This window comes from Pseudomonas putida, from assembly GCF_028682395.1.
Taxonomy (GTDB): domain Bacteria; phylum Pseudomonadota; class Gammaproteobacteria; order Pseudomonadales; family Pseudomonadaceae; genus Aquipseudomonas; species Aquipseudomonas putida_AB.
Genome location: NZ_JANHLC010000003.1, coordinates 73,166 through 98,717 on the forward strand (window position 1 = coordinate 73,166; position 25,552 = coordinate 98,717).

15 protein-coding genes and 1 pseudogene are annotated in these 25,552 nt (G+C 60.6%); 5 read left to right on the forward strand and 11 right to left on the reverse strand.

Annotation, left to right across the window (positions count from 1 at the left end; genetic code table 11):
• Positions 1-36: 36 nt before the first annotated feature.
• From NPS46_RS25305 to NPS46_RS08600, 3 genes and pseudogenes are all read right to left on the reverse strand, one after another.
• Positions 37-1,107, reverse strand: a pseudogene (locus tag NPS46_RS25305) (HAMP domain-containing protein); the annotation flags it as partial.
• A 166-nt stretch (positions 1,108-1,273) separates the two neighbouring features.
• Positions 1,274-1,576 carry a cell division protein ZapA gene (locus tag NPS46_RS08595; RefSeq protein ID WP_274106169.1) on the reverse strand — a complete coding sequence of 101 codons (303 nt, stop codon included), beginning with the start codon at positions 1,574-1,576 and terminating at the stop codon, positions 1,274-1,276.
• Positions 1,573-1,803 carry a hypothetical protein gene (locus NPS46_RS08600; protein WP_274106171.1) on the reverse strand — a complete coding sequence of 77 codons (231 nt, stop codon included), beginning with the start codon at positions 1,801-1,803 and terminating at the stop codon, positions 1,573-1,575. The genes NPS46_RS08595 and NPS46_RS08600 overlap by 4 nt, the downstream gene beginning before the upstream one ends.
• A gap of 791 nt (positions 1,804-2,594) precedes the next feature.
• Here NPS46_RS08600 and NPS46_RS25310 point away from each other — a divergent pair.
• A complete protein-coding gene (locus NPS46_RS25310; protein WP_425312724.1) occupies positions 2,595-3,299 on the forward strand; it encodes a methyl-accepting chemotaxis protein in 705 nt (234 codons plus the stop codon).
• Between the two features lie 10 nt (positions 3,300-3,309).
• Here NPS46_RS25310 and gbcB read toward each other — a convergent pair whose 3' ends face one another.
• A complete protein-coding gene (gene gbcB, locus NPS46_RS08610) occupies positions 3,310-4,410 on the reverse strand; it encodes a glycine-betaine demethylase subunit GbcB (protein WP_274106174.1) in 1,101 nt (366 codons plus the stop codon).
• A gap of 278 nt (positions 4,411-4,688) precedes the next feature.
• Here gbcB and gbcA point away from each other — a divergent pair, with 278 nt between their 5' ends.
• Complete coding sequence (gbcA, locus tag NPS46_RS08615; RefSeq protein ID WP_274106175.1) at positions 4,689-5,984, forward strand: glycine-betaine demethylase subunit GbcA; 1,296 nt, start codon at positions 4,689-4,691, stop codon at positions 5,982-5,984.
• A 690-nt stretch (positions 5,985-6,674) separates the two neighbouring features.
• Here gbcA and NPS46_RS08620 read toward each other — a convergent pair.
• Positions 6,675-12,056 carry an immunoglobulin-like domain-containing protein gene (locus NPS46_RS08620; RefSeq protein ID WP_274106177.1) on the reverse strand — a complete coding sequence of 1,794 codons (5,382 nt, stop codon included), beginning with the start codon at positions 12,054-12,056 and terminating at the stop codon, positions 6,675-6,677.
• Between the two features lie 460 nt (positions 12,057-12,516).
• On the opposite strand from NPS46_RS08620, the gene NPS46_RS08625 reads away from it, so the two are divergent.
• From NPS46_RS08625 to NPS46_RS08635, 3 genes are read left to right on the forward strand one after another with little or no spacing between them, the layout of a single operon-like run.
• Positions 12,517-13,869, forward strand: a complete 1,353-nt coding sequence (locus NPS46_RS08625) for a TolC family outer membrane protein (RefSeq protein ID WP_274106179.1) — start codon at positions 12,517-12,519, stop codon at positions 13,867-13,869.
• A 2-nt stretch (positions 13,870-13,871) separates the two neighbouring features.
• Positions 13,872-16,019 (forward strand): type I secretion system permease/ATPase, encoded by a 2,148-nt coding sequence (locus NPS46_RS08630; RefSeq protein ID WP_274106181.1) that lies wholly within the window; start codon positions 13,872-13,874, stop codon positions 16,017-16,019.
• Positions 16,016-17,356 (forward strand): HlyD family type I secretion periplasmic adaptor subunit, encoded by a 1,341-nt coding sequence (locus tag NPS46_RS08635; protein ID WP_274106182.1) that lies wholly within the window; start codon positions 16,016-16,018, stop codon positions 17,354-17,356. The genes NPS46_RS08630 and NPS46_RS08635 overlap by 4 nt, the downstream gene beginning before the upstream one ends.
• A gap of 44 nt (positions 17,357-17,400) precedes the next feature.
• Here NPS46_RS08635 and NPS46_RS08640 read toward each other — a convergent pair whose 3' ends face one another.
• From NPS46_RS08640 to NPS46_RS08665, 6 genes are all read right to left on the reverse strand, one after another.
• Positions 17,401-18,171, reverse strand: coding sequence for an electron transfer flavoprotein subunit beta (locus NPS46_RS08640; protein WP_425312716.1), 771 nt, complete (start codon positions 18,169-18,171; stop codon positions 17,401-17,403).
• Positions 18,172-18,187: 16 nt separating this feature from the next.
• Positions 18,188-19,408 (reverse strand): electron transfer flavoprotein subunit alpha/FixB family protein, encoded by a 1,221-nt coding sequence (locus tag NPS46_RS08645; protein WP_274106184.1) that lies wholly within the window; start codon positions 19,406-19,408, stop codon positions 18,188-18,190.
• Positions 19,408-21,354, reverse strand: a complete 1,947-nt coding sequence (dgcB, locus tag NPS46_RS08650; protein WP_274106185.1) for a dimethylglycine demethylation protein DgcB — start codon at positions 21,352-21,354, stop codon at positions 19,408-19,410. Before dgcB ends, NPS46_RS08645 begins: the two co-directional genes overlap by 1 nt.
• A 210-nt stretch (positions 21,355-21,564) precedes the next feature.
• Entirely contained in the window at positions 21,565-23,625 is a 2,061-nt protein-coding gene (gene dgcA, locus NPS46_RS08655; RefSeq protein WP_274106186.1) for a dimethylglycine demethylation protein DgcA, read from the reverse strand.
• A gap of 15 nt (positions 23,626-23,640) precedes the next feature.
• The gene (locus NPS46_RS08660; RefSeq protein WP_274106187.1) at positions 23,641-24,171 is read right to left on the reverse strand and encodes a 4-vinyl reductase; all 531 of its coding nucleotides are present in this window, start codon (positions 24,169-24,171) and stop codon (positions 23,641-23,643) included.
• 163 nt (positions 24,172-24,334) lie between these two features.
• On the reverse strand, positions 24,335-25,312 hold the full coding sequence (locus tag NPS46_RS08665; RefSeq protein WP_274106189.1) for a dipeptidase: 978 nt from the start codon (positions 25,310-25,312) through the stop codon (positions 24,335-24,337).
• Between the last annotated feature and the right edge of the window lie 240 nt (positions 25,313-25,552).

Below are 25,552 nucleotides of genomic sequence, written 5' to 3' on the forward strand. Positions count from 1 at the left end.
CACCGCACTGATCAACGACCGCTGGTTTTCCAGAAAATGGTTGAAGCCACGCGCCAGATCACCCAGCTCATCGGCCCGCCGATCATCGAGATGATGGGTCAGGTCACCCGCGCCATTGCCAATGGTCACCAGCGCAGCGGTGACCTGCCGAATCGGCCGCACCAGGCTGCGGGCCAGCCAGACCACTAGCAGCAGGCATACCAAGGCCACGCCCAGGCCGATCAGTGCGCTGATCCAGCGGGCCTGGTGGGCTTCGGCATACAACTGCGCGCGGGGCACCTCGGCCACCAGGGTCCAGCCCAGGTCGCGCAGCGGCAGGCTCAAGGCCAGATATTCTTCGCCATCACGCTCGAAACGGCTGTGGCTCAGGCCCTGATGGCCCATGACCGCTTGCGCAGCGGTATCGCCAATCTGTTCGGCCAACTGACGCTTGCCACTGTGTTCGGCCTCGGGATGTACCTGGATCAGGCCATCGGCGCGCACCAGAAAGACCCTGCCGCGCTCGCCAAAGCTGAAGTCGTGAATCAATGCCGATAACTCGCGCAGGCGCAAACCCAGCCCCGCCACCCCGACCAACTGGCCGGCCCGTTCGACGCGCCAGTCAACAAACAGGGCAATCTCACCCGTACTGCCATCAATATCGATATTCAGCAGGCGCGGCGCACCGCTGTCGATAAACCGGTAGAACCAGCGGTCAGCCGGATTCTCCCGACTCAAGGTTCGATCCAGGCCGCGCTCGGTGTAATAGTGGTTGGTCGCCGTGGCCACCGTCAGCGCGGTAAAGGCGTTCTGCTCGGCACGCATGCCCTCCAGCAGCGCGACGAAAGCATCGGCCTTCGCCGGGTCTTCCCCCGTGGCCAGCCACTCGGCAAGCATCCCATTGCCGGCGATGACCTTCGCCGCGGTCAGCGGCTGCGCGAGGATTCTTTCGATATCGTTGCGCATCGCCTCGATGGTGGCCGGCAGCGCACGCTCGACCAGATAGCGCTCGGTCAGGCGGTCGAGCACCACGCTGTAGAGCCCGATCACGATCAGGATGCTGACCAGCAGGGCGCTGCCCATGCTCAGAATCAACTGCCATTCGATACTGCGACGCCACAACTGCATGGAATACCCCTCGTCAGAATAGAGGTGGGAAAGGACAATCGTCGAAAGATTGTATACAACCAATCAATCAAATTGTCCTTATCTATTCTTTTATTGTGTATTCACAGCAAAAGCTTCGCGAGCAGGCTCGCTCCTACCCAAAGGAAAGGAAGGCGGGAGCGATGGCTCAGGGCTGCGCGATGGTGCGGGAGATAGCGTCGACCGTGGCGCTGACTTGCTCTTGGTAACGGTCGAGTTCCTGCTTGTGGCTGTTTTGCATTTCGACCTGCCGCGAACACAGGTTCAAGGCCGCCAGCACCAGAAGCTTGTCGCCAATCAGGCTCGGGTACTTCTTTTTGGTCTCGGCCAAGGTGGTATTAAGCAGCCGCGCCGCCTCGAGCAGGGTCTGCTCTTCACCGGCCGGAGCCTTGATCGAATAGTCCTCACCGAGAATCGAGACGACTTTTACCCCGTCACTGGAGATTCTCATGCGTTAACCGGCCCGCCATTGACGCGCTCAACCAGCGCCTGGATGCGGGTAGCGGTCGCACCGTACTTTTCTTCCTGCTCCATCAGGTTCAATTGCAGGCTGTCGTTTTCTTCCTTGGCCTGAGCCAGCTCGCAGGACAAGCGCGTGTTGGTTTCCAGCAGCGCCTGGTTCTGTTGCACCAGATCACCGACCAGTTGCTCCAGTTGATTAAGAGATGTTTCCAGCATGTTGATATTCCGGGCATTTTCAAAGGGCGCGTACGATAAAGAAAAGTCACCGGGGAAGCCAGGTTTATACCGGCGCAAGGCTTTGCATTCCTGGCTGCGGGCTCTTCGCGAGCCATAGCAGACTGCGATTTGCCCACGCGGTTCCGCAACATCGCCCAACAACTTTGCCCTGCGCTTGGCAGTCCCTGCGCTCAAGCACCCGAACGGTTGACCGATACCTGAGCGAACCCGGTTTTCTACGCCCGCCCCCCCTGAGACGCACCATGAACATACGCAAAGTGAATATGCCTCAGCGAGCGCTTGGCGGCTTTCTCCTGATCGCCGCCCTGATGACTCTGCTAGGCATCCAAGCCTTGGTGCTAGTCAACCAATTGGCTAGCCACGCTGAGGTGGCCGGAGCGGATACCGGGCCGTTTTCCAGAGCTTTCAATGGGCTGCTGACGGTGCTGATCGTCAATCTCGGCTTGAGCCTGGTGATCGCCCGGGTCCTCGTCACAAGCTTGACCCAGACTGTCGTCGAAGCTCTCGATGCCGCCGAGGCCATCGCCAGCGGTGATCTGCTCAGGCCGGTCACCCGCAGCGGGGATGGCGAAGCCGGTAATGCCGGACGCCTGCTCAAGGCCATGGCCAAGATGCGCGAGAACCTGGGCAATGCCCTGCATCAGATACGCGGCTCAGCCAACGAGGTCACGAACGCCGCCAGCGCGCTGAATCAGGTGACAGCCAGCGGCGCCGAGAGCCTGCAGCGGCAAAGCCGCGAAATCGAACACGCGATCCAGGCGTTCAACGCCATGAGCCAGGCGGCCTTGCAAGTCGCGGACAATACCAGGAGCACGCGCCAGGCAACGCAACAGGCGGCCGGGTCCGCCATCGAGGGGCGCGAGCGCGTTCGCGAGACGGTGATCGCCATCGAACAAATGAACGATGAGGTACAAGCCACGGCGACACTGATCGGCACGCTCTCCGAGGAGTCACGGGATATCGGCAAGGTTCTCGATGTCATTGGCGGGCTGGCCCAGCAGACCAATCTGCTCGCCCTCAACGCCGCTATCGAGGCCGCGCGGGCCGGAGAAAGCGGACGCGGCTTTGCGGTCGTTGCCGATGAGGTGCGCGCACTGGCCGAACGCACCCGGCAATCGACCACAGAAATCGAGCGGATAGTCGCCAGTATCCAGAACGGCACCCATCAGGCCGTCACTTCCATGCGCAAGAATACCGACCGCAGCCAGTCGACCCTGGACATCGCTCGCCATGCTGGCCAGGCTTTGGAAACCATCCACACCCGCATGCTGGAAATTGATCAGCGTAATGTCCTGATTGTCACGGCCACCCAGGAGCAGGAGCAGGTCATCCGCGAGGTCGACCACAACCTGCTCAGTATTCGCGAGCTGTCCCGCCAGTCGGCCCAGGCCGGTCAACTGGCCAGTGACGCCAGTGATCAACTGGCCGGCTTGGCCGACGGGATGAACACGACCGTCGCCCGCTTCAACCTGTAGGCCGGCCTGGTCAGTACTCGATCCGCACGTCGCCTTTGGGTACGCTGCAGCACGAGAGGATATAGCCCTCGGCAACATCGTCGTCGGTAATCCCGCCGTTGTGTTCCATCTCCACTTCGCCGCCCAGCTTGAGCACCTTGCAGGTGCCGCAGATGCCCATGCCGCAGGCCTTGGGAATCATCAACCCGAGCTTGGCAGCCGCTGCATGCACCGTTTCCCCCGGTGCCACGCGAATGCTCTTGCCGGCGGCCGTAAATTCGACCTGATGCAGATCCGCGGCATCGACTTGCGGCGCTTCGGCGGCCTGCTCGGCCTGCTCCACCGCATCGGCACGGGCCTCGGGTGGCGTCGCCCCGAACGACTCCTCGTGGTAGCGGCTCATATCGAACCCGGCTGCCTCCAGTAGGCGCTTGACCGCATTCATATAGGGCGTCGGCCCGCAGCAGAACACTTCGCGCTCAAGGAAGTCCGGGGCCATCAATTCGAGCATCTTGTGGTTCAGGTAGCCGCGATAGCCGGCCCAGGGCTCGCCCAGCCCGTGCTTTTCACAGATCAGGTGCAGGCTGAAATTGTCGATCCGCGATGCCATGTGCTCCAGCTCGCGGTGATAAATGATGTCCTTGGGCGAGCGCGCGCTGTGGATAAACACCATATCCACATTGCCATTGGTGTCGTAGAACCAGCGCGCCATGGACATCACCGGGGTAATCCCGACGCCGCCGCTCAGGTAAAGCATCTTCGGGCTGGGAAAGTCGATGGCATTGAACAGCCCCACCGGGCCATGCACCGCCAGTTCCTGGCCTTCATGCAGAGTGTCGTGCAGCCAGTTGGAGACCCGCCCGCCCGGTACGCGCTTGATGGTGACGGAAAAACTGTAGGGCACCGACGGTGAACTGGAGATGGTGTAGGAACGCATGATCGGTTCGCCGTCGATTTCCAGCTCCAGGGTGACGAACTGTCCCGGCTTGAAAAAGAACAGGATCGGCTGGTCGGCCATAAAGCAGAAGGTGCGCACGTCCCAGGTTTCCTGGATGACCTTGACGCAGCGCACGATATGCCGACCGTTGGCCCAGGTCTGGGTCGTTACCGGGTTCAGGAAAGTGTTCGACATGCGGTTCTCCACGGCCGACGGTCGGCCTCATGCTGGCGATTCTGCGCAAGCGCCGGCACCGCCACTTACCTATCCACGACATTGACGTACTTATCGCGACCAGCCCCTGGCCACCGGGGGTTGCGCGTCGGGAACAGATTGCACCATGTCGCCCATGGATAAGGTTCCACGGTGCGCCAACCGCACACTCGCCTCAACCAACGAACACTGTTTTTTTGCCTTGCGTCGCCCCCCTGATTAATCGCCGGCCACACCGAATGGCCATGAGGACCTGAATGATGGACGTCACCGCAACCCTGAGCTTGGGCGATCCGCTGGAGCCCGCACGCAAGGCCACCGCACAGATGCTGCAAGAGCGTGAGCGCACCTACTCGCTGCCGCAGCCGTTCTACAACGATGAGCGTCTGTTCGAGATTGATATGCAGGAGATTTTCCACAAGGAATGGCTGATCGCCGGGATGACCTGCGAAATTCCGGCCAAGGGCAACTACCTTACCCTGCAGATCGGCAAGAACCCGATCATCGTGATTCGCGGTGCCGAAGGCGTGGTGCATGCCTTCCACAACGTCTGCCGCCATCGCGGGTCGCGCCTGTGCACCAGCGACAAGGGCAAGGTCGCCAAGCTGGTCTGCCATTACCACCAGTGGACTTACGAACTGGACGGGCGCCTGCTGTTCGCCGGCACGGAAATGGGGGCCGACTTCGATATGAAGCAGTACGGCCTCAAGCCGGTGAACGTGAAGACCGCCGGCGGCTACATCTTTATCAGCCTGGCGCAGAATCCACCGGCCATCGATGACTTCCTCGCGACGCTCAACCACTACATGGAACCCTACGACATGGAGAACACCAAGGTGGCGGTGCAGACCACCTTGATGGAAAAGGCCAACTGGAAGCTGGTGCTGGAGAACAACCGCGAGTGCTATCACTGCGGCGGCGCCCACCCCGAGCTGTTGAAAACCCTGCTGGAATGGGACGACGTCACCGATCCACGCGCCGACCAGGCGTTCAAGGACCATGTCGCCGCGTCCGCCGCAGCCTGGGAAGCCGAGAAGATCCCCTATGCCCACGCCAGTTTCGGCCTGCGCAACCGCATCGTGCGCATGCCGCTGCTCAAGGGCACCGTGTCGATGACCCTGGACGGCAAGCAGGGCTGCAAGAAATTGATGGGCCGGATCCAAAACCCGGACCTCGGTTCGATGCGTATCCTGCACCTGCCCCACTCGTGGAACCACTGCATGGGCGACCACATTATCGTCTTCACCGTCTGGCCGATCAGCGCCCAGGAAACCATGGTCACCACCAAATGGCTGGTGCACAAGGATGCGGTCGAAGGCGAGGACTACGACGTGGCGCGGATGCGGCAGGTCTGGGATGCGACCAATGACCAGGACCGGCGCCTGGCCGAAGAGAACCAGCGCGGGATCAACTCCACGGCGTATCAACCCGGCCCGTATTCGAAAACCTACGAGTTTGGCGTGGTCAACTTCGTCGACTGGTACAGCGAGCGTCTGCTGCACAACCTCGGGGCCGAGCCAGCGCCTTATCTCAAAGGCGTGCCGGTCAGCGGATAAGTTCGCCACAGCAAACCTGTACAAAAAACGATCAACCCTCTGCAAGTACAGGCCCAGCCTGGCTTGCAGCGGTTGGCGAACAACTTATCCACAGAGCCGCCCACAGCAATTGTGGGCAAGTCGCTCAGCCACTCGCTCTTACCCTATGAAAAAACCAAGATAATCCGTGACTTATTCAAAAGTCGGGTTTTTCAGTGCCCCTGATCAAATATTGAACAAAGCTCTGTAAGTCCCGTTCTTAAAGGGTTGTAGCCAGGGGCAAACACCTTATCCACAGATACGCCAACAGACTTTGGGGGCAACTTCGAGCGCCTTGTGGAAAACCGCTGAAAACCGCGCAATAAGCAGGCTCAGGGAGGACAACGGTGGATTTTGAGTGTTTTTTGAACAGATCGCTATAAGCCTTGTTTTATAAGGGCTACCGCGTATAGCGAACATCTTATCCACAGAAGCGCCAACAGACTATGTGGGCAACTTGCACGCTGGCAGAAGCCTTATCCCCATGGAAAAGGCTTTAAAAACCGCAGGTTGGATTGATTATTTTTTGTACGAGCGGCTACAGGACCTATTGGCTATGGCTTGTAGCGATAAGCCAACAACTTATCCACATGCCTGGACACAGGGACTGTGAGTAAACCAACGTCCTGCGTGCCCCCGCTGGTTGGCTCGTGACAGCAGCCAGCAAAAGCATCAGCCGTAAGGAATCATTAGATTGCCACTGTCGATCAACGATTGCAGGCTGGTGCCAGACCAGTTGCCCCCTTCAAGTGTGATGGTCACATCAGCCTTGTCGAGCCCCATCTGAAGCTGTCCGGTTGTGCTGATTTGCAGGGTCGATACGTTATCGGCCATCGTGACTTGCAGGAAATCGTCGCGGTTGCTGTTCCAAGCCATGCTGCTGCCTAACAGGGATCTCAGGTCAATCTTGTCACCTTCACCCAGGTTGAAATCCTTGATCACATCATGACCAAAATCGTTTTTGTTCCAGACAAAAGTGTCGGCACCGGCACCGCCAATCAAAATATCGTCACCGGCCCCCCCTATCAGGATGTCGTCGCCGTCGCCCCCCAAAAGAATATCGTTTCCTTTACCGCCGTCGAGAGTGTCATTGCCTCCCTGGCCAAAGATGATGTCGTTGCCCACACCTCCCACGAGATGATCGTTGCCATCCTCCAACCGGGACACATCGAAGTCCTTGTAATGCTCACTGATGTACTTGTGCACATCCCTGGCACTGACCTTATCGGCCGCCTTAGCGGTTTTTTGGGCGACATAGGCCTTTAGGGCGTCATAGCCCTCCCCGGAGATACCGGGGAAACTCACCAGATCACCAAAAATGATGTTGTTGCCCGCCTCACCGTCGACCCTATCGTCACCAGGCTTGATGACCTGGATATGCCCCTTGATAGTGTCGACAAGGTCACTGGTATCGATGTTCGGTTGGCCCTTGCCGTTGGTTACCCACATCATTCCTGCTTCCGAGCCAATACCCACGACCTGACTACCAAGATCGTTCAGGGTATACACCCCCTGCATCGCAGCCATTTCGCTCCCGGAGTTTTCACTTCCCTGCTCTATAGGGACCTGGACATTCGGTGGCCGACCGAAAGCCGTGGCGTCGGAACTGCCGATGACAAAGGTGTGATTGATCGCGTTGGGATTGTTCTTGGCATCGCCGTTTTCAAACCACTCAGCCGCCGTTAAATAGGCGTCATGGTAGTTTCTCGCGTGGCCATTGGTGTGCATCTGATCGACCATTGCCATAAGCCTGGCCAGCGCATCCGGCTCGGAAAGGTCCACCGAAACCGAGCCCTCTGCTTGCCTGGAGAAATTGAGCAGGAACACTTTGACCCTGCCGACCGGTTGGCCGTTGATCGAGGTCGCGCCGCTGATCAGCTCCTTGAAGGCGTTTTCCAGAGACTGTTTGATTTCAGCCAGGGATCGATCCGCATCGGTCTTTATCGAGTTTTCGACCAGAAACGCAATGTTGTGGTTCGTCGCAGGGATGACAACCTGACCTTCGACGTCAGCGACAATGATGTTGCTGTCGCTCGTCCCCTTGATGGTTTCATTGCCGGCGGCTCCAGTGATCGGAGTGTAAATGCCAGGCAGGATGGTGACCGGGAGTTGCTCGGTGATCGTGGCCTTGTCACCGCCGACTGTTTCAGTGGCCGTCGAGGTCACAACCAGCTCGATCTTACCCACGAAGTCTGGAGGGGGAGTCAGGGTCAGGCTGCTCAGGTCCCATCCACTGACGTCCACTTGCGTCGAGCCCGCAGTGACGGTGTGGCCGATGCCGTCACTAAGGATCGAGCCAGGCGGTAGGCCGCCGATGGTAACGCCAAGGGTCTCCGAGCCATCGATATCGGTCAGCCCAGTATGGATGGCACTGAGCTTGAGGCTTTGGTTTTCCACACCTTCATTGGCGCCCGGGGCGATGCTCAGCGTGGGCCTATCGGCGACCGGGTCAATATCGATGACCAAGGTCGCTTCCTTGCCGGGGTTGAGGCCGCCTACGGGTTCGAACCTGATATGAGCGTAATCGGCCTGCTGGTTGCCGACCCCCTTGCCACCATGGGCGTCGTTGCCGCTGGCGTTGGCTGCCGGGGTGAACAACAGCCTGCCTGCCTCGATATCCGCCTTGCTGATGGTCTGGCCCAGGGTGACATCGACCAGGACGGCATTGACCTGCAACTGCAACTTGCCGTCAGCCGGCAAAGCGGTAATTTTGATGCCCTGATTCAAGACCGCGATATCGATCGGGCTGACATTGAAGTCACCCCACTTCAGGATGATCGGCGTGTCTTCCTTGCCGACCAACTGGCCACCGGCGGCGGTGAGTGCTGTGCGGTCAAGAATCTCGGTGGTGACGGGCGTGCCAATCGCGAGGTGTTCAAAGTTGCCGCCAACCGCCTTGTCCACAGTGATTGTGATGCTTTCGGTGTTCTCGGTGATCGTGTCGGCAAGGGTCTTGATCTCGAAATCAACGCTCTTACTGCCCGCCGGGATCGTCACAGAGGTAACACCGGTGAAGTCCCTCCCGTCCAGGGCGGTACCGCTGTAACGCAGGGTAATGACGACATTGGTCTGGGCCACATGATCCAGCGAAAGGGTGTAGTGGGCCGTGTCGCCCTCGCTCACCGTGATGTCGCCGGTGAGGCTCAGGGTCGTGGTGTCACTTGAGTCGAGAATGACGGTGGTGACCGTCGAGGTGTCGGTTTGCAGGTGCTCGAAGTTGCCACCGCTGGCACTGCTGATCTGGGCTGTGACGGCGGCCGTAACACCGCTGTTCACATAGACATCGTTGTGGGTGTCGAAGGTTACGCTGCCGCTCATGGCGCCCGCGGCGATAGTGATCTGCTTGCCATTGTCCAGTTGGATTATCACTTCGGTCTGTGCGGCATGGTCCAAGGTGGCGGTGTAAGTAATCTGGCCACCTTCGGTGACCTGAGCATCGGCCGTCAGCTTGACGGTGGTGGTGTCGGTAGCTTCCTTGATCGTGGTAATGGCAGCGCTGCTGTCAATCTCCAACTGCTCGAAGTTGCCACCGCTGGCAAGGGTGATACTGGCGCTGACGTCCTGGTTCACGTAGACATCATTAGGGGGCGAGTCAACCGTAACGCTACCGCTTGTGGCGCCTGCGACAATGACGATCTCCTTGCCATTGGACAGTTTGACCGTGACCGCTGTCTGGGCCTTATGGTCCAGGGTGGCGGTGTAAGTGATCTGGCCGCCTTCGGCAACCTGGGCATCGGCCGTCAGCTTGACGGTGGTGATATCGACGAGCGCATCGACGAGGGTACTGACAGTCGAAGGATCGAACGCCAGTTTCTCAAAGTTGCCGCCGGTGGCGCCGATGATACTCGCGGTGATATCGCTGTTGATGTAAACATCGTTGGGCGGCGAGTCAACCTGGATGCTGCCACTCACAGCCCCCGCTGCGATAGATATCTGGTGGCCATTGTCCAACTGGATGAGCACTTCGGTCTGAGCGGCATGGTCCAGGGTAGCAATGTAAGTAATCTGGCCACCTTCGGTAACCCGGGCATCGGCCGTCAGCTTGACGGTGGTGATATCGACGAGCGCTTCGACGAGGGTGGTGACCATCGTGGGATCGAACGCCAGATTCTCGAAATTGCCGCCGGTGGCACCGATGATACTCGCGGTGATATCGCTGTTGATGTAGACATCATTGGGCGGCGAGTCAACCAGGATGCTACCGCTCATGGCGCCCGCGGCAATCGTGATCTGATGGCCATTGTCCAGCTGGATGAGTACTTCAGTCTGTGCGGCATGGGCCAGGGTGGCGGTGTAGGTAATCTGGCCACCTTCGGTGACCTGGGCATCGGCCGTCAGCTTGACGAGCGTGGTGTCGATGGAGTCGTCGATTTGCGTCACACAAACGCTAGTGTCGATCTGCAAATCTTCAAAGTTGCCGCCGCTCGCCGAGGTGATACTCGCACTGACAGTGCTCGTATTGGCGTTGATATACACATCGTTCGGGGCATCGAACGTGACCTGGCCAGTCGTCTGCCCCGCAGCAATGATGATCTCCTTGCCGTTGGATAGCTTGATCGTGAGCGCGGTTTGCGCCGCGTTATCCAGGGTGGCGGTGTAGGTGATCTGGTCGCCTTCCAGGACGTGTGCGTCGGCGCTCAGGCTCAGGCGGGTGGTGTTGACGACGGTGATGATCTGGGTGATGACCCCGATGGGGCTGATGTCCAGTTGCTCGAAGTTACCGCCGCTGACAGCGGTAATGGTCGTGGTGATGTCGCTGTTGTTGTAAGGATCGTCTTTGAATTCGAAGCTCACACTGCCCTGGGTGCTGCCGGAAGCGATAGTGATTTTCTGCCCATTGGAGAGCGTGATATCCACAGGAGTTTGTGCGGCATGGTCAAGGGTGGCCGTGAAGGTGATCTGGTCGCCTTCGATGATCCGAGAATCCCCGGCCAGGGTTAGGGTGGTGATGTCGATCGTATCTTCGACCTGGGTGTCCGCGGTCGTCGGGTCGCCTTGCAGATTTTCAAAGTTCCCGCCGCTGATATCCGTGATATGAACCTGGATAGTGCCTGCGCTGATATACACATCATCGGCAGGCGTCGTGACAGTGACGCTGGCTGAGTCCTGGCCGGCCGGGATGGTGAGGGTCTCGCCATTGGACAGGCTGACCTTGACCGACGTTTGCGGCAGGTACGGCAGCGTGACGGTATAAGTGATCGTCCCGCCCTCACTGATCTTCGCATCCGCGCTCAGGGTCGCCGTGACGATGTCCGGTACATCGGTCACCTCAGTGACAGCCGGCTGCGGACTGATCTGCAACGCCGGCCCGGCAGCCCCTGCGTTGCCGCTGGCACCAATGATGCTGACCGAGATCGGCGGTGACGAGTGGAGGAAGACCGAGTTGTTCGCCGCGAGGGGGACCTCGACCATACCGTAGGTTTGCCCGGCAGCGATGGTGATCATCGCGCCATTGGAAAGATACACGAGCAAATCGCTCGTAGGCGCCGGGGCCGAGTAAGCGGTGTACATCAACATCCCGCCCATCTCGGTAATGCTCGGGGTCGCGGCCAGGGTCAAAACCAGCGGTGGGGGACCGCTCACATCTCGTGTCAGATCGCCTTCCAGGCCACTGGCACCCTGGGCCGAAGTAGAGAAGCCAAGTCCTGAAAGATCGGCACGGCCGGCCGTCTCAACCAGTTGTACAAAATGATGACCGCCGGCTGGCTTATCTTCGTCATCATCCAAAAACATGTCGGGGTGGGGCTCGTCGGCCAGATTGGACGCAACACCGCTGCTGGCTATCGCGCGCACCTCGCTGGCCTCTTCACCGTCGGGCCTGGCCGCGCGGGTACGGGTATGAGCCTCCTCGTAACCGCTCCACTGTGTATCGGCCCCCAGGGACAGGCTTCGCCCTCCCTCCAGCTCCAGCGTGACCGAACTCTGCGGGCCGGTCTGAAGTTGATCGCTGATAAATACTTGGTCCCCTGCGACTACAAGGCGACCTTCACCTTCTGGAGACAAGGCAATAACCTGACCAGAAACAAATTTAACAGTCGCTACAGTTGTGCTCACTGGAGGCTCCACAAGTTTGGCTAAACGGTTCGCGGCCATGCGTTATGTTTATGGATCGCCAGTGTTTACAACTACCGAAAAACAACTATCAAAAACACTATTCTTTTTTAGCACTTTTCAAATCATCTTTGAGCCTTCCAACGGATCAATGCCTAGCGAGCCCTGACAACTTCCACACTACTTTTCAAAACATTTAGCAGACAAGTCTCATAGGCTTCCAAGCGCTTTATACGTAGCCTCCCAAGCAACTTCTTGTAGGAATCATCCTTTCACCCTCAAGAAAAATACATCACCCCGCAGCAGCCCATAAATACTTTTAAAAATCGCCTGATGTCAGTGTCGTGACCGGCACCATGAGCGTTTCAAACCTGTATTGAAGGCCCACTGAACAGCCTTGTATTTCCAGACGGCTTCTTTACGTGCGGGGTGGTTTGAATATAAGTGTTTATCTAGAGGCTTTATGGCGTTCAACAGTTTATTCAAAGCGCTTCCCTGGGTTCTGGCTGCCAGTTGTACCCAGGCTCAAACACTGGCCGACGCCATGCAGGAAGCCCTGGACGTTCATCCGCAAATTCAGGCCGGCATCAAGGGCCGCCAGTCCGCGGACCAACAGCTGCGTGCGGCCCAGGGCGCCTACCTGCCGCGTCTGGATCTGTCGGCCGGCTACGGTCGTGAAGGCACCGACAATGCCACTTCACGTGCCGCCAATGCCCCCCATCATTGGGAGATCCTTGATCGGGGCGAATCGAGCCTGCGCTTGCAGCAGATGGTATTCGATGGCTTTGCCACGTCCAGCGAGGTCGGGCGCCAGCAAGCGAATGTCAATGCCCAGGCCTACTCACTGCTGGGTACCGCCGAGCGCACGGCATTGACGGTTGCCCAGGTTTACCTCGAGGTGCTGGCCCGCCGCAACATGGTGCAATTGGCCGAAAGCAACCTGAAGAGCCACCAACGTATTTTGGCCCAGATCAAGTTACGTACGACCCAGGGCGTCGGACGCCTGGCCGACCTGGATCAGGCCGAGGCACGCCTGGCCCAGGCACGCAACAACCTGATCACCGAACAGACCAACCTCGCTGACGCACGCACCAACTACCTCAGCGCCGTCGGCCAGTTGCCGGACCTGCTCGAACGACCAAGCCCCGGCATACTGCCGGCCAACCTCGGCGAAGCCCAGGCACGGATGCTGGAGCACAGCCCGATCCTGCGTGCGGCTCAGGCCGATATCGCCGCCGCCGAACAGCAATACACCGCTGCCAAAGCGAACTTCTACCCGCGTTTCGATGCCGAGCTGAGCCATACCGCCGACAATAATCTGGGTGGCCAGAGTGGCCACAACAACCAGTGGCAAGCCATGCTACGCATGCGCATGAATCTGTTCGCCGGTGGCAGTAACAAGGCCGAGCTGGCCTCCAAGGCACAGTTGTCCGGCCAGGCTCTGGATATACGCAACAACACCCTGCGGGTACTGAACGAAGAACTCGGACTGGCCTGGAACGCCCTGGACAACGCCAATGCCCAACTGCCCATTGCCCGGCAATATGTCGAGCACAGCCGCCGAGTGCGCAATGCTTACCAGCAGCAATTCGGTATTGGTGAACGCACCCTGCTCGACTTGCTCGACAGTGAGAACGAACTGTTCTCCGCCTCGCGTCGGCTGACCGAGATCAGTACCCTCCAACTCTTTGCCCATTATCGAATCCAGGCCACCCTCGGCAACCTGCTCAAGAGCCAGGGCGTCGTTGCGCCCATGGAGACGGCCGTCAGTCATGACGAGGCGCCGTTTCGGATCCGTCTGCCAGGCATGGGCTGAACGTGACCGAACCCTTACCGCCCTTTGGCCGGGATCGCCACGACGACCCTTTGCTTGAGGGTCTGCTGACGCTCTGCGCCCTTCATCACAAGCCCGCCAGCGCGGTGCTCCTGACCACCGGCCTTCCGTTGCCCGCCCAGCGCCTGAGCCCTGACTTGCTAGCCCGCGCCGCAGCCCGGGCAGGGCTTCAGGGGCGATTGTTGCAACGCACGCTGGAGCAAATTCCGCCCCTGGCCCTGCCGGCGCTATTGCTGCTCAAGGACGGGCGCACCGCCGTATTGCTGGGCTGGAGCGACGACGACCAGGCCCACCTGCTGCTCAACGAAAGTGATGGCGGCGAGGTGCAGGTCAGCAGAGCCCTGTTGACGGACGATTATTCGGGCCGAGTTTTTTTCGCCCAACCCAGGCATCGGTTCGACCTTCATCAAGGGGCCTTGATTGCGCGTACCCAGACCTGGTTTCGTGACACCCTGATGCGCTCGCGTTGGCTCTACAGCGATGCCGTCGTCGCGAGCCTGCTGATCAATCTCATCGCCATGGCCGCGCCATTATTCGTGATGAACGTCTACGACCGCGTAGTGCCGAACCAGGCCACAGCGACCCTGTGGGTCCTGACGGTGGGCATTGTCGCAGCCTATATCTTTGACCTGATACTCAAGAGCCTGCGCAGCCTGTGTCTGGACCTGGCAGGAAAAAAGACCGACCTGATCATCAGCGCCACGCTGCTGGAACGGGTACTGGGCATGAGCATGAAGTGCCGCCCGGCGCGAATCGGCAGCTTTGCCCAAAGCCTCCACGAGTTCCAGAGCCTACGCGACTTCCTCGCCTCACTGACCTTGACCGCCTTGATCGACCTGCCATTCACCGTGTTGATCCTGTTGGTCATTGCCCTGCTCGGTGGCCCGCTGGCATGGATTCCAGCGCTGGCCTTTCCTTTGGCCCTGTTGATTGGCTATGCCCTGCAGAAACCGCTGATGGCGACCATGGAACGTACCACGGCCCTGGCCGCCGAACGCCAGTCGAGCCTGATCGAATCCCTCGCCGGGCTTGAAGCGGTCAAGGTCAATAACGCCGAGGGCGAGCGGCAATACCAGTGGGAACAAACCATCGGCACCCTCAGCCGTCTGGAACTGCGCATTAAAATGCTCGCCTCCCTGTCAATGAACATGACCCAACTGATTCAACAGTTGGCTGGGGTGGTCATGATCGTGTTCGGCGTTTATCAAATCATTGACGGCAGCCTGAGCATGGGCGGGCTGATCGCCTGTTACATGCTCAGCGGTCGTGCGCTGGGGCCGCTGGCGGCGCTGTCCGGGCTGCTGGGGCGCTACCAGCAGGCGCGGGTCACCATGACCTCGGTGGATCAAATAATGGCCTTGCCCCAGGAGCGTAGCGACCAAGAGAGGCCACTGAGCCGACGCACATTGCAAGGGGCCATCGAGTATCGGCAAACAAGCTTTACCTACCCCGGCCAGCAGAATCCGGCTCTGAAGGATCTGGATCTGCAGCTCGCCCCCGGGGAACGCGTCGGCATCATTGGCCGCAGTGGCTCGGGTAAAAGCTCCCTGGCCAGACTATTGGTCGGGCTTTATCCGCCTGACTGCGGCGCACTGCTGGTCGATGGCGTGGATATACGCCAGTACGACATCAGCGAGCTGCGCCACAACATTGGCTATGTTCCCCAGGACATCCAGTTGCTGGCCGGCACCCTGCGCGACAATCTGGTCAGCGGGGCACGTTACGTCGAGGACGAACGAGTGTTGCAGGCAGCGCAGTTGGCAGGGGTCCATGAGTTCGCCCGCCAGCACCCCCAGGGCTACGACTTGCAAGTCGGCGAGCGGGGTCAAAGCCTTTCCGGCGGTCAACGCCAGAACGTCGCCCTGGCCCGCGCCCTGCTGCTCGACCCACCCATCCTGCTGCTGGATGAGCCGACCAGCGCCATGGACAATGCCGGCGAAGAGCGCCTGAAACAACGTCTGCAAGCCGTGGTGGAAAACAAGACGCTGCTCCTGGTCACTCATCGCCTATCGCTGTTGTCGCTGGTCGACAGGCTGGTGGTCGTCGACCACGGCCGGATTGTGGCCGACGGGCCCAAGGCCGAGGTTCTGGCGCAGCTCAAGCGTAGCCAGGCAGAAGGGGCAGCCATGTGATCAGCCGCTCTTTCAAGGGCCGCGCAGCGCTGAACGACCAGCCGCTGCCGGAAGTCAGCAAGGCTCTGGTCGAAGACGCCCCGCGCGTGGTGCGCCTGACCATCTGGGCGATCAGTGCTTTCCTGGGGTTTATGTTGGCATGGTCCCATTACGCCCTGATTGACGAGGTCACCCGTGGCGATGGCAAGGCGATTCCTTCATCGAAACTGCAAAGAATCCAGAATCTGGAAGGCGGTATCGTCGCCGAACTGTTCGTCCATGAAGGGCAGATCGTCGACGCCGGAGCGCCGTTGCTGCGCCTGGACGATACGCGCTTTGTCTCCACTGTCGACGAGACCGAGGCCGATCGTTTATCGCTGCTGCTGCGGGTCGAACGACTCAGCGCCGAAATCGAAGGGCGCCCGCTGAATATCCCCGAAGAAGTCCGCAGCGCCGCACCGAATCAGGCGCAGAACGAACAGTCGCTGTATGACAGCCGCCAGCAGCAATCGCAGGATGAAATCGGTGGTTTGCACGAGCAACTGATTCAGCGTCAGCAAGAGTTGCTCGAGTTTATCTCCAAGCAGACGCAGTACCGCCAAAGCCTGCGTTTGCAGCACGAGGAAATGACCCTGTCCGCGCCGCTGGTGAGCGCTGGCGCCATCTCCCGAGTGGAAATGCTACGCCTCAAACGCGCAGAAGTCGAAACCCGCGGCCAGTTGGACGCGATGACCCTGGCAATTCCCCGAGCCGAATCGGCGATCAAGGAAGTGCAGCGCAAGATCGACGAAACCCGGGGCAAGTACCGCAGCGAAACGCTGGCAAAGCTCAATGAAGCCCGGACCGAACTGAACAAGGCCCAGGCTACCGGCAAAGCCATGGAGGACCGGGTCAGCCGGACCCTGGTGACCTCACCCGTGCGGGGCATCGTCAAGCAACTCCTGGTCAACACCATTGGCGGCGTGATCCAGCCGGGCAGCGATCTGGTGGAAATCGTCCCCCTGGATGACACCTTACTGGTGGAGGCGAAGATTCGGCCCCAGGACATCGCTTTCCTGCATCCGGGACAGGAGGCAGTCGTCAAATTCACCGCCTATGACTATACCGTCTATGGCGGTTTGAACGCCCATCTGGAACACATCGGTGCCGACACCCTCACCGATGACGATAATAAAAACACCTATTACCTCATCAAGCTCCGTACTGAGCGCAGTCACCTCGGAACAGATGAGCAGCCGTTGCTGATCATCCCGGGGATGGTGGCTTCGGTGGACATCATCACCGGCAAGAAAAGCATTCTCAGCTACCTGCTCAAGCCGATCATTCGCGCCCGTGCCGAAGCGTTGCGTGAGCGTTGATGCCGTGCTGTAGAGGCCGATACTCAGCGCATCTTTATCGCGAGCTACCGCACCACACCCTCTTCGATCAGCAACTTGAGAATGGCCTCGGCACCCGCCTCGGCACTCAGGCCCTTGAGCACTTGGCCGCTGCCACCGCTGGCCTTGGCCGTGGCCGCTTTCATCCGGTCCGCACCACTCTTGGCCTTGATCACTTTCAAGCGCTTGGGCCGGGGCTTGGCCGGTTGTAGGGGCGAGCCTGTGAATAACTCATCTTCGACAATCTCCACCTGTCGCGCCTGCAAAACACCGCGTCGCGCCGGGCCAAAGGCACTTTGCCGGGGCTTGGGCGCAGCGTTATCCACAGTGGCGACAAACGGCAGGCGCACTTTCAGGCGCCGCCGCTGCCCACGGGGCAATGCCTGCAATACCTGGGCAACCCCGGCCTCAATGTTCTCGACCGCGGCCAGCCCTACCACCAGCGGCCACCCCAGTCGCTCGGCCAGCAAAAATGGCAGCATGCCCGAGCCTTCGCCGGTTTCTGCCTGGCTGCCGGCGAGCACCATCTGGGTGTCGGTATCGCGCAGATAGTCGCCCAGCACCGGTAAGGCATCGCTGCCGGCGGGCTGCTCCAACACATGCAACTGCTCCAGGCCCATGCCCAGGTAGGCCCGCAGGGCCGGCTCGCTACTCGCGCCGGCATGCAGCACCTGCAAGTCATGGCCTGCCAGTTGCAGGCCCAGTTCCACCGCCCGCGCATCCTGCTCGGCGCGCCGCGCGCGGCCGGAGGTCGGGTGGGCGCCGATGGACACCAGGCTGACGATCTTCATGTGCATAATCTCTTCCCTACCCCTAGGCCGCATCGCGCTTGGCTGCTTGACGGTACGCCGTGATCGCAGCGATCAAGGCCTGCAGGATCTGTGTGCTGTCGCCAATGACCGAAAGGTCCGCCCGCTTGATCATGTCGCACCCTGGATCGAGGTTGATCGCCACCACTTTGTCGCAGGCGCCAATCCCCTGCAGGTGCTGGATCGCGCCGGAGATCCCGACAGCCACATACACCCGCGCCGTCACCCAGATACCACTGGCGCCGACCTGGCGCTCACGGGCCATGAAACCGTCATCCACCGCCACCCGCGAGGCGCCTTCGGTCGCGCCCAGGGCCGCCGCCGCCTGGTGGAACAGCGGCCAGTCCCTGACCCCGTTGCCACCGGACACAATAAACTCCGCCTCGGCCATCGGTATCGCCGCCGGATCCACCGCCACCGCCCCCAGGTCCTCAATCCGCGCCAGGCTGCGCGCCACGCTTGTGGATAACTCCACCGGCAGGGCTTCATGGCGGGTTTCACTGACCGGCTCGGCACATTCCGCCGCAGCCAGAATCAGGCGCGACACAGGTCGGGCCAGATCCTGCAAACCGGCACCCGCGCGACCGACACACTGGCTATCCTTGACCTGCCAGACCCGCGTCGCGGGGCGTTCACCCAGGGCCGCAGCAAAACGCCGCCCCAGTTCGCCGCCGCCATTGCGGCTATCCGGTAGCAGCCAGTGGCGCGGGCCAAATTGGTTATCCACAGCCCGCAGGCCTTGGACTCGCTGCTCCGGTGCATAACCACTGAACTCATTGCCCTCCAGCACCAGGAGCCGGTCGACGCCCGCCGTGGCAAATGCGCGCTCCTTGTGTTCACCAAACACCACCGCCAGGACCGCTCCGTCGGCACCCGCCAACTGCCGGGCGAGGCCGAGCAGGTCGCGGTCATGGCTGCTCAGGCGCCCGCCGACCATATCCGGCACAACGTTGATATAGAACGCCGGCTGCATCACTTGATGCAGCGGTAATGGGACCTCGGTCGCCGCGCTGCGCTTGGCGTTACCGCCTTGCTGGGCGCCGCTGCGGTCGATCCGCTTGAGACCGGCTGGGCCGATAAACCCCAGCCCGTGGGGATTCTTGCGCACCAGCCCATTGGGTCCCATCCAGCTGTGGACCTGTAGCTGCATGGCCGCATGCAGCGGGTGCAGACGGTTGCGGGCAATCCATTCGGCCCGTGGGTCGCGGCGAATAATCTCGCTCATCAGTGCACCTCCGCCGTTTCGCGTTTGCTCGGTACGGACGAGGTACCCGAGGCGTCTTCCAACAACGCCTCAGCCACCAGCTCGGCAAGATCCTTGATCAGCGGCCGGGGTTCGACCACCCCTTCGAGCATCGCCGTGCATTGTGGACAACCCACGGCCACCAGGTCGGCGCCGGTCTCGCGGATATCCTCCATACGCATATCGGGAATCCGCTGCTTGCCGGGAATATCGGTGATCGGTGCTCCGCCACCGCCGCCGCAGCAACGGGAGCGGAAGCCGGAACGTTGCATTTCCCGGACTTCGATCCCCAAAGCCCGCAGCACCTCGCGAGGCGCCTCGTATTCACCGTTGTAGCGACCCAGGTAGCAGGGATCGTGATACGTGACGCTATTGCCCTTGTGCTGGCCCAGATTTAACGCGCCCTGGCCAATCAGTTCGGCCATGTAGCCGCTGTGGTGCTGCACCAGGTAGTGGCCATCGAAGGCGCCGTACTCGTTTTTCAATACGTGAAAACTGTGGGGGTCGCAGGTCACGATACGGTTGAAGCTGTACTTGGCCAGGGTCTGGATATTGCGCCGGGCCAGCAACTGGAACGTCGCCTCATCGCCCAGACGCCGCGCTACATCACCGCTATCGCGCTCTTCCAGCCCCAGTACGGCAAAGTCGACATTGGCCGCTTTCAGCACTTTGACAAAGGCCCGCAGGGTCCGCTGGTTGCGCATATCGAACGCGCCATCGCCGACCCAGAACAGCACGTCGGTCGCTTTCTTGTCGGCGAGCAGATTGAGGTTCAAGTCCGCCGCCCAGTTCATCCGCCCGCCAGGCGCAAAGCCGCCGGGGTTGTCGGTAGCGATCAGGTTTTCCAGGACTTCAGCGCCCTTGTTCGGGGTCGCGCCTTTCTCCAGGGTCAGGTGCCGGCGCATATCAACGATGGCATCGACGTGTTCGATCATCATCGGGCACTCCTCGACACACGCACGGCAGGTGGTACACGACCACAGTGTCTGCGCATCGACCAGGCCATTGACGATAGGTTGGTGGGGGTTACCGCCATGTTCGCCCAGTGGCATGCCTGGATAAGGGCTGCCGGCAAAGTGCGCATCGGTGCCGCCGGCCAGGCCGACGACCATATCCTGGATCAGCTTTTTCGGGTTCAACGGCTGCCCGGCGGCGAACGCCGGGCAAGCAGCTTCGCACTTGCCGCATTGCACACAGGCATCGAAACCGAGCAACTGGTTCCAGGTAAAATCCACCGGCTTTTCCACGCCCAGGGGGGCGTGCGGATCGCTGAGGTCGAGGGGTTTGAGGCCCGTCGAGCGGCCGCCGCCAAAACGCTCGGCACGCCGATGCCAGGCCAGATGCAGGGCCCCGGCAAATGCGTGTTTCATCGGCCCGCCCCAGGTCATGCCGAAGAACAGCTCCGACACGCCCCACAACACCCCAAGCCCCAGCAACACGGCCAATACCCAACCGCCAAAGTCGGCCGGCAGCAGGCCTGCCACCGGCAGGGTCGCGATAAAGAAACTCGCGGAAAAGGCCAACAGGCTTTTGGGCAGCCGCATCCACGGCCCCTTCGATAGACGGCTGGGTGGCTGGCGCCGGCGCAGTGCGACAAAGATCGCCCCGCCAAACATCAGCAACGTCGCCGCCAGCAGGGCATAGCCGAGCAGTGGGTGATGCAGCCCGAACCCATGCACAAGGATCGCCAGCACTGCCGCCAGTACAAAACCGCCCGCCGTGGCCACGTGGGTATTGGCCATGTATTTATCCCGCGCCACCACATGGTGCAGATCGACCCTATAGCGCTTGGGCATGGCCAGCAGGCCAGCGAGCAGATCGACCTTGGCCGGCCGCCCCCGCCGCCACATGGCCGCCCGCCGAAAAGCCCCCAGAACAGCCAGGCCTAGCGCAGCAAAAAGCAGAAGGGGAAGCACAAAACTCAGCATGGAGGTGTCCTCGGGGAGGACAGCGGCAAGTGGCAAGCTCCAAACGGCAAGTACCGCGCCGCGCAAGGCGTCACGTCTGCCTTAAAGCTACCGACTACCGCTGCCCTCAAAGATCGAATGCAGCGCAAACCTCAAGCGGCAAGCCGCCCGAAAAAGCAGCAACCCGCTCTGCGCGGCTTGCCGCTCTTGGCTTGCTGCTCGCCGCTGCGTTTAAAAATCTTTGCAAAGGCGCAGGGCGTCATAGATGGCCGCGTGGGTATTGCGCTGGGCCACGCAGTCGCCGATCCGGAACAGCAGGTAGCCGTCACCCGGTTCGCTCAGCACAGGCTGGGGCTTGATCGCGAACAGCGCTTCGACATCCATCTGGCCCTTGTTCCGCGAGTCGGCCTTGAGCCCGTAGTAAAGCGCCTCGTCCGGCCGTACACCGTTCTCCACCACCACCTGGTCGACCACCCGCTCCTCCTTGGCGCCGGTGTATTCGTTTTCCAGCACCGCTATCAGCTTGTCGCCCTCGCGATAGACCTTCTCCAGCATCATGTCGCCGGTCATGATCACTTCCTTGGGATACATGCTGCGGTAGTAGGTCGGGAACGAGGTGCCGCCAATGGCCACGCCCGGCTTGATATCGTCGGTGACAATCTCGACCTGGCACCCCTTGTCCGCCAGGAAGTCAGCCACCGACATCCCGGTGAATTCGCAGATGGTGTCGTAGACCAGCACGTTCTTGCCCGGCGCCACCTTGCCGTCGAGCACGTCCCAACTGCTGACGACCAGCCCTTCGGCGGCGCCCCACTGTTCGTTCTGCTCGATAAACGGATGACCGCCGACGGCCAGTACCACGATATCGGGGCGTAAATCGAGAATGGTCGCGACGTCGGCCGCCGTGCCCAGGCGCAGGTCGACTTTCAAACGCGCCAGCTCCAGTTGGAACCAACGGGTGATCCCGGCGATCTGGTCGCGCTGCGGGGCCTTGGACGCGGTGGTGATCTGCCCGCCAATCGCGTCCTTCTTCTCGAACAGGGTCACGTCATGGCCGCGCTCGGCCGCCACGCGCGCCGCCTCCATACCGGCCGGGCCGGCACCGACCACCACGACTTTGCGCTTGACCCCGGTGGACGGCTCGATGATATGGGGCACACCCATGTATTCGCGGGAGGTCGCCGCGTTCTGGATGCACAGCACATCCAGGCCCTGGTACTGACGGTCGATGCAATAGTTGGCGCCGACGCATTGTTTGATCTGGTCGATCTGGCCCATCTTGATCTTGGCGATCAGGTGCGGGTCGGCCATATGGGCGCGGGTCATGCCGACCATATCGACATAACCGCCTTCGAGAATCCGCGTCGCCTGGTTGGGGTCCTTGATGTTCTGTGCATGCAGCACCGGCACCTTGACCACTTCCTTGATCCCGGCTGCCAGGTGCAGGAAGGGCTCCGGCGGGAAACTCATGTTCGGAATCACGTTGGCCAGGGTGTTATGGGTATCGCACCCCGAGCCGACAACGCCGAGAAAATCGAGCATGCCCGTGGCGTCGTAGTACTGGGCGATCTGTTTCATATCTTCGTGGGACAGGCCATCGGGGTGGAACTCGTCACCACAGATGCGCATGCCGACGCAAAAGTCGTCGCCCACTTCGGCGCGTACCGCCTTGAGCACTTCCAGGCCGAATTTCATCCGCCCTTCAAAGGTGCCGCCCCATTCATCGGTGCGCTTGTTGACCCGCGGGCTCCAGAACTGGTCGATCATATGCTGGTGCACCGCCGACAGCTCAACGCCATCCAGGCCACCGGCCTTGGCGCGGCGCGCGGCCTGGGCGTAGTTGCCGATGACCCGCCAGATTTCTTCCGGCTCGATGGTCTTGCACGTCGCGCGGTGCACGGGCTCACGAATGCCCGAGGGCGACATCAACGTCGGCCAGTTGAAACCGTCCCAGCGCGAGCGCCGGCCCATATGGGTAATCTGAATCATGATCTTGGCGCCATGCTTGTGCATGGCGTCGGCCAGGTTCTGGAAGTGCGGGATGATCCGGTCGGTGGCCAGGTTCACCGAGCTCCACCACTCCTGCGGGCTGTCGATGGCCACCACCGAGGAGCCGCCGCAAATGGCCAGGCCGATACCGCCCTTGGCCTTCTCTTCGTAGTACTGCACGTACCGCGCGGTGGTCATGCCGCCGTCGGTAGCGTAGACCTCGGCGTGGGCGGTGCTGAGTACGCGGTTGCGGATAGTCAGTTTGCCGATCTGGATCGGCTGGAACATTGCTTCGAATGCCATGGCGAACCCCTCGACCTACAACGGTTTGACGATGAACAGGCCGTCATCGTGGCCTTCTTGCGAACCACCGTAGACCTGCTCGGCCACCGTGCGAATCGGGCTACCGCGTGCCGCGAGGATCTGGTCCATGGCGCCGGCAAACCAGCCGGTGAACATATAGTCGACCTTGCGCCCGACCTTGCCGTAGACATAGACAAACGCCGAGTGCTCGAGCTTGATGCTGGCGGTGCCTTGTTCCAGGACGATGTCCTGGATCTTGAACAGCCCCCAGCCGCGCTGGGACAGGCGCTTCATATAGTGTTCGAACACCGCCACGCCTTCGAGGCCATGACACTCGGCTTCCTTCTCGCACCAGTGCCAGGCGGATTTGTAGCCGGCCTTGTAGAGAATCTCGGCATAGGCTTCGGCGCCCAGCACTTCTTCGATGCCCATATGGTTGTTCACGAAAAAATGCCGCGGCACGTACAGCATCGGCAAGGCGTCAGAGGTCCAGACACCGGTTTCGCTGTCGACTTCGATGGGCAGTTGTGGGGCGATTTTGGCCATGGAACACAAACTCCGGAAAACTAGACTGAACGTGCGCGCCCAGGTGATGGTCGCTGCGCTGTTGAATAAACCCGCCGCGTGATGAGGTCCGAAGCCCTGGCGAGCGCATCGAGAGCGAGGGTCTGACGCCGCTATCGACGGATGCCGTAGGCTCCAGGGCTCATCACTCGCCCCAGACATCCTTCAGAACATTGACCCAGTTCTCGCCCATGATCTTGCGCACCACGCGCTCGGGATGGCCGCGCTTGAGCAGGGTTTCGGTGAGGTTGGGGAACTCGCCCACGGTGCGGATGCCCAGGGGGTTGATGATCTTGCCGAAGCTGGTCAGGCGGCGGGCATAGCCCTTGTCGTGGGTCAGGTACTCGAAGAAGTCCTGGCCATGGCCCTGGGTAAAGTCGGTACCGATACCGATAGCGTCTTCACCGACGATATTCATGGTGTATTCGATGGCTTCGGCGTAGTCGTCGATGGTCGAGTCGATGCCCTTGGCCAGAAACGGCGCAAACATGGTCACGCCCACAAAACCGCCGTGGTCGGCGATGAATTTCAGTTCCTCGTCGGACTTGTTGCGCGGGTGCTCCTTGAGCCCGGACGGCAGGCAATGGGAGTAGCAGACCGGCTTCTTCGATTCGAGAATGACTTCCTCACTGGTCTTGGAGCCGACATGGGACAGGTCGCACATGACCCCCACACGGTTCATCTCGGCAACGATTTCGCGACCAAAGCCCGACAGGCCACCGTCGCGCTCGTAGCAGCCGGTACCCACCAGGTTCTGGGTGTTGTAGCACATCTGCACGATGCCCACGCCCAGCTGCTTGAAGAGGTCGACATAGGCAATCTGGTCCTCGAAGGCATGGGCGTTCTGGAAGCCAAACAGGATGCCGGTCTTGCCTTGTTCCTTAGCCTTACGGATATCGGCGGTGCTGCGTACCGCGAGCACCAGGTCGCTGTTTTCACGGATCAGTTTCTGGCTGGCGGCAATGCTGTTCATCGTCGCCTGGAAGCCTTCCCACACCGAAACGGTGCAGTTGGCGGCGGTCAGGCCACCTTTGCGCATGTCCTCGAACAGCTCACGGTTCCACTTGGCAATGATCAGCCCGTCGATAACGATGCTGTCGGCGTGCAGTTCGGCTGGGCTCATCAGGCGGTCCCCTATTAGCGATACCTGCGCCGAATCGTCTGCCGGCGCTTTGGGGCCAGCATATGCCTGAGGCTCAAGGGAGCCGGGTGCAAAAACGACAGGGGAATTGCCGAAAGCGTCAATCCACGCCAAACCGCCCACAGCGGCGGATCACGTGGCCTGGGGCGCCTCTGTTCTTTAACCGACGCTTGAGCCAGAATCGACGTCCATCGCTCTACTCTCTAAGGATCAGGACGCCGC

What these genes read in the sequence shown, in the direction of transcription:
- NPS46_RS08595 (WP_274106169.1), bottom strand. Translation starts at nt 1,576, where the DNA reads ATGAGAATCTCCAGTGACGGGGTAAAAGTCGTCTCGATTCTCGGTGAG.
- NPS46_RS08600 (WP_274106171.1), bottom strand. Translation starts at nt 1,803, where the DNA reads ATGCTGGAAACATCTCTTAATCAACTGGAGCAACTGGTCGGTGATCTG.
- NPS46_RS25310 (WP_425312724.1), top strand. Translation starts at nt 2,595, where the DNA reads ATGAGCCAGGCGGCCTTGCAAGTCGCGGACAATACCAGGAGCACGCGC.
- gbcB (WP_274106174.1), bottom strand. Translation starts at nt 4,410, where the DNA reads ATGTCGAACACTTTCCTGAACCCGGTAACGACCCAGACCTGGGCCAAC.
- gbcA (WP_274106175.1), top strand. Translation starts at nt 4,689, where the DNA reads ATGGACGTCACCGCAACCCTGAGCTTGGGCGATCCGCTGGAGCCCGCA.
- NPS46_RS08625 (WP_274106179.1), top strand. Translation starts at nt 12,517, where the DNA reads ATGGCGTTCAACAGTTTATTCAAAGCGCTTCCCTGGGTTCTGGCTGCC.
- NPS46_RS08640 (WP_425312716.1), bottom strand. Translation starts at nt 18,171, where the DNA reads ATGCACATGAAGATCGTCAGCCTGGTGTCCATCGGCGCCCACCCGACC.
- NPS46_RS08645 (WP_274106184.1), bottom strand. Translation starts at nt 19,408, where the DNA reads ATGAGCGAGATTATTCGCCGCGACCCACGGGCCGAATGGATTGCCCGC.
- dgcB (WP_274106185.1), bottom strand. Translation starts at nt 21,354, where the DNA reads ATGCTGAGTTTTGTGCTTCCCCTTCTGCTTTTTGCTGCGCTAGGCCTG.
- dgcA (WP_274106186.1), bottom strand. Translation starts at nt 23,625, where the DNA reads ATGGCATTCGAAGCAATGTTCCAGCCGATCCAGATCGGCAAACTGACT.
- NPS46_RS08660 (WP_274106187.1), bottom strand. Translation starts at nt 24,171, where the DNA reads ATGGCCAAAATCGCCCCACAACTGCCCATCGAAGTCGACAGCGAAACC.
- NPS46_RS08665 (WP_274106189.1), bottom strand. Translation starts at nt 25,312, where the DNA reads ATGAGCCCAGCCGAACTGCACGCCGACAGCATCGTTATCGACGGGCTG.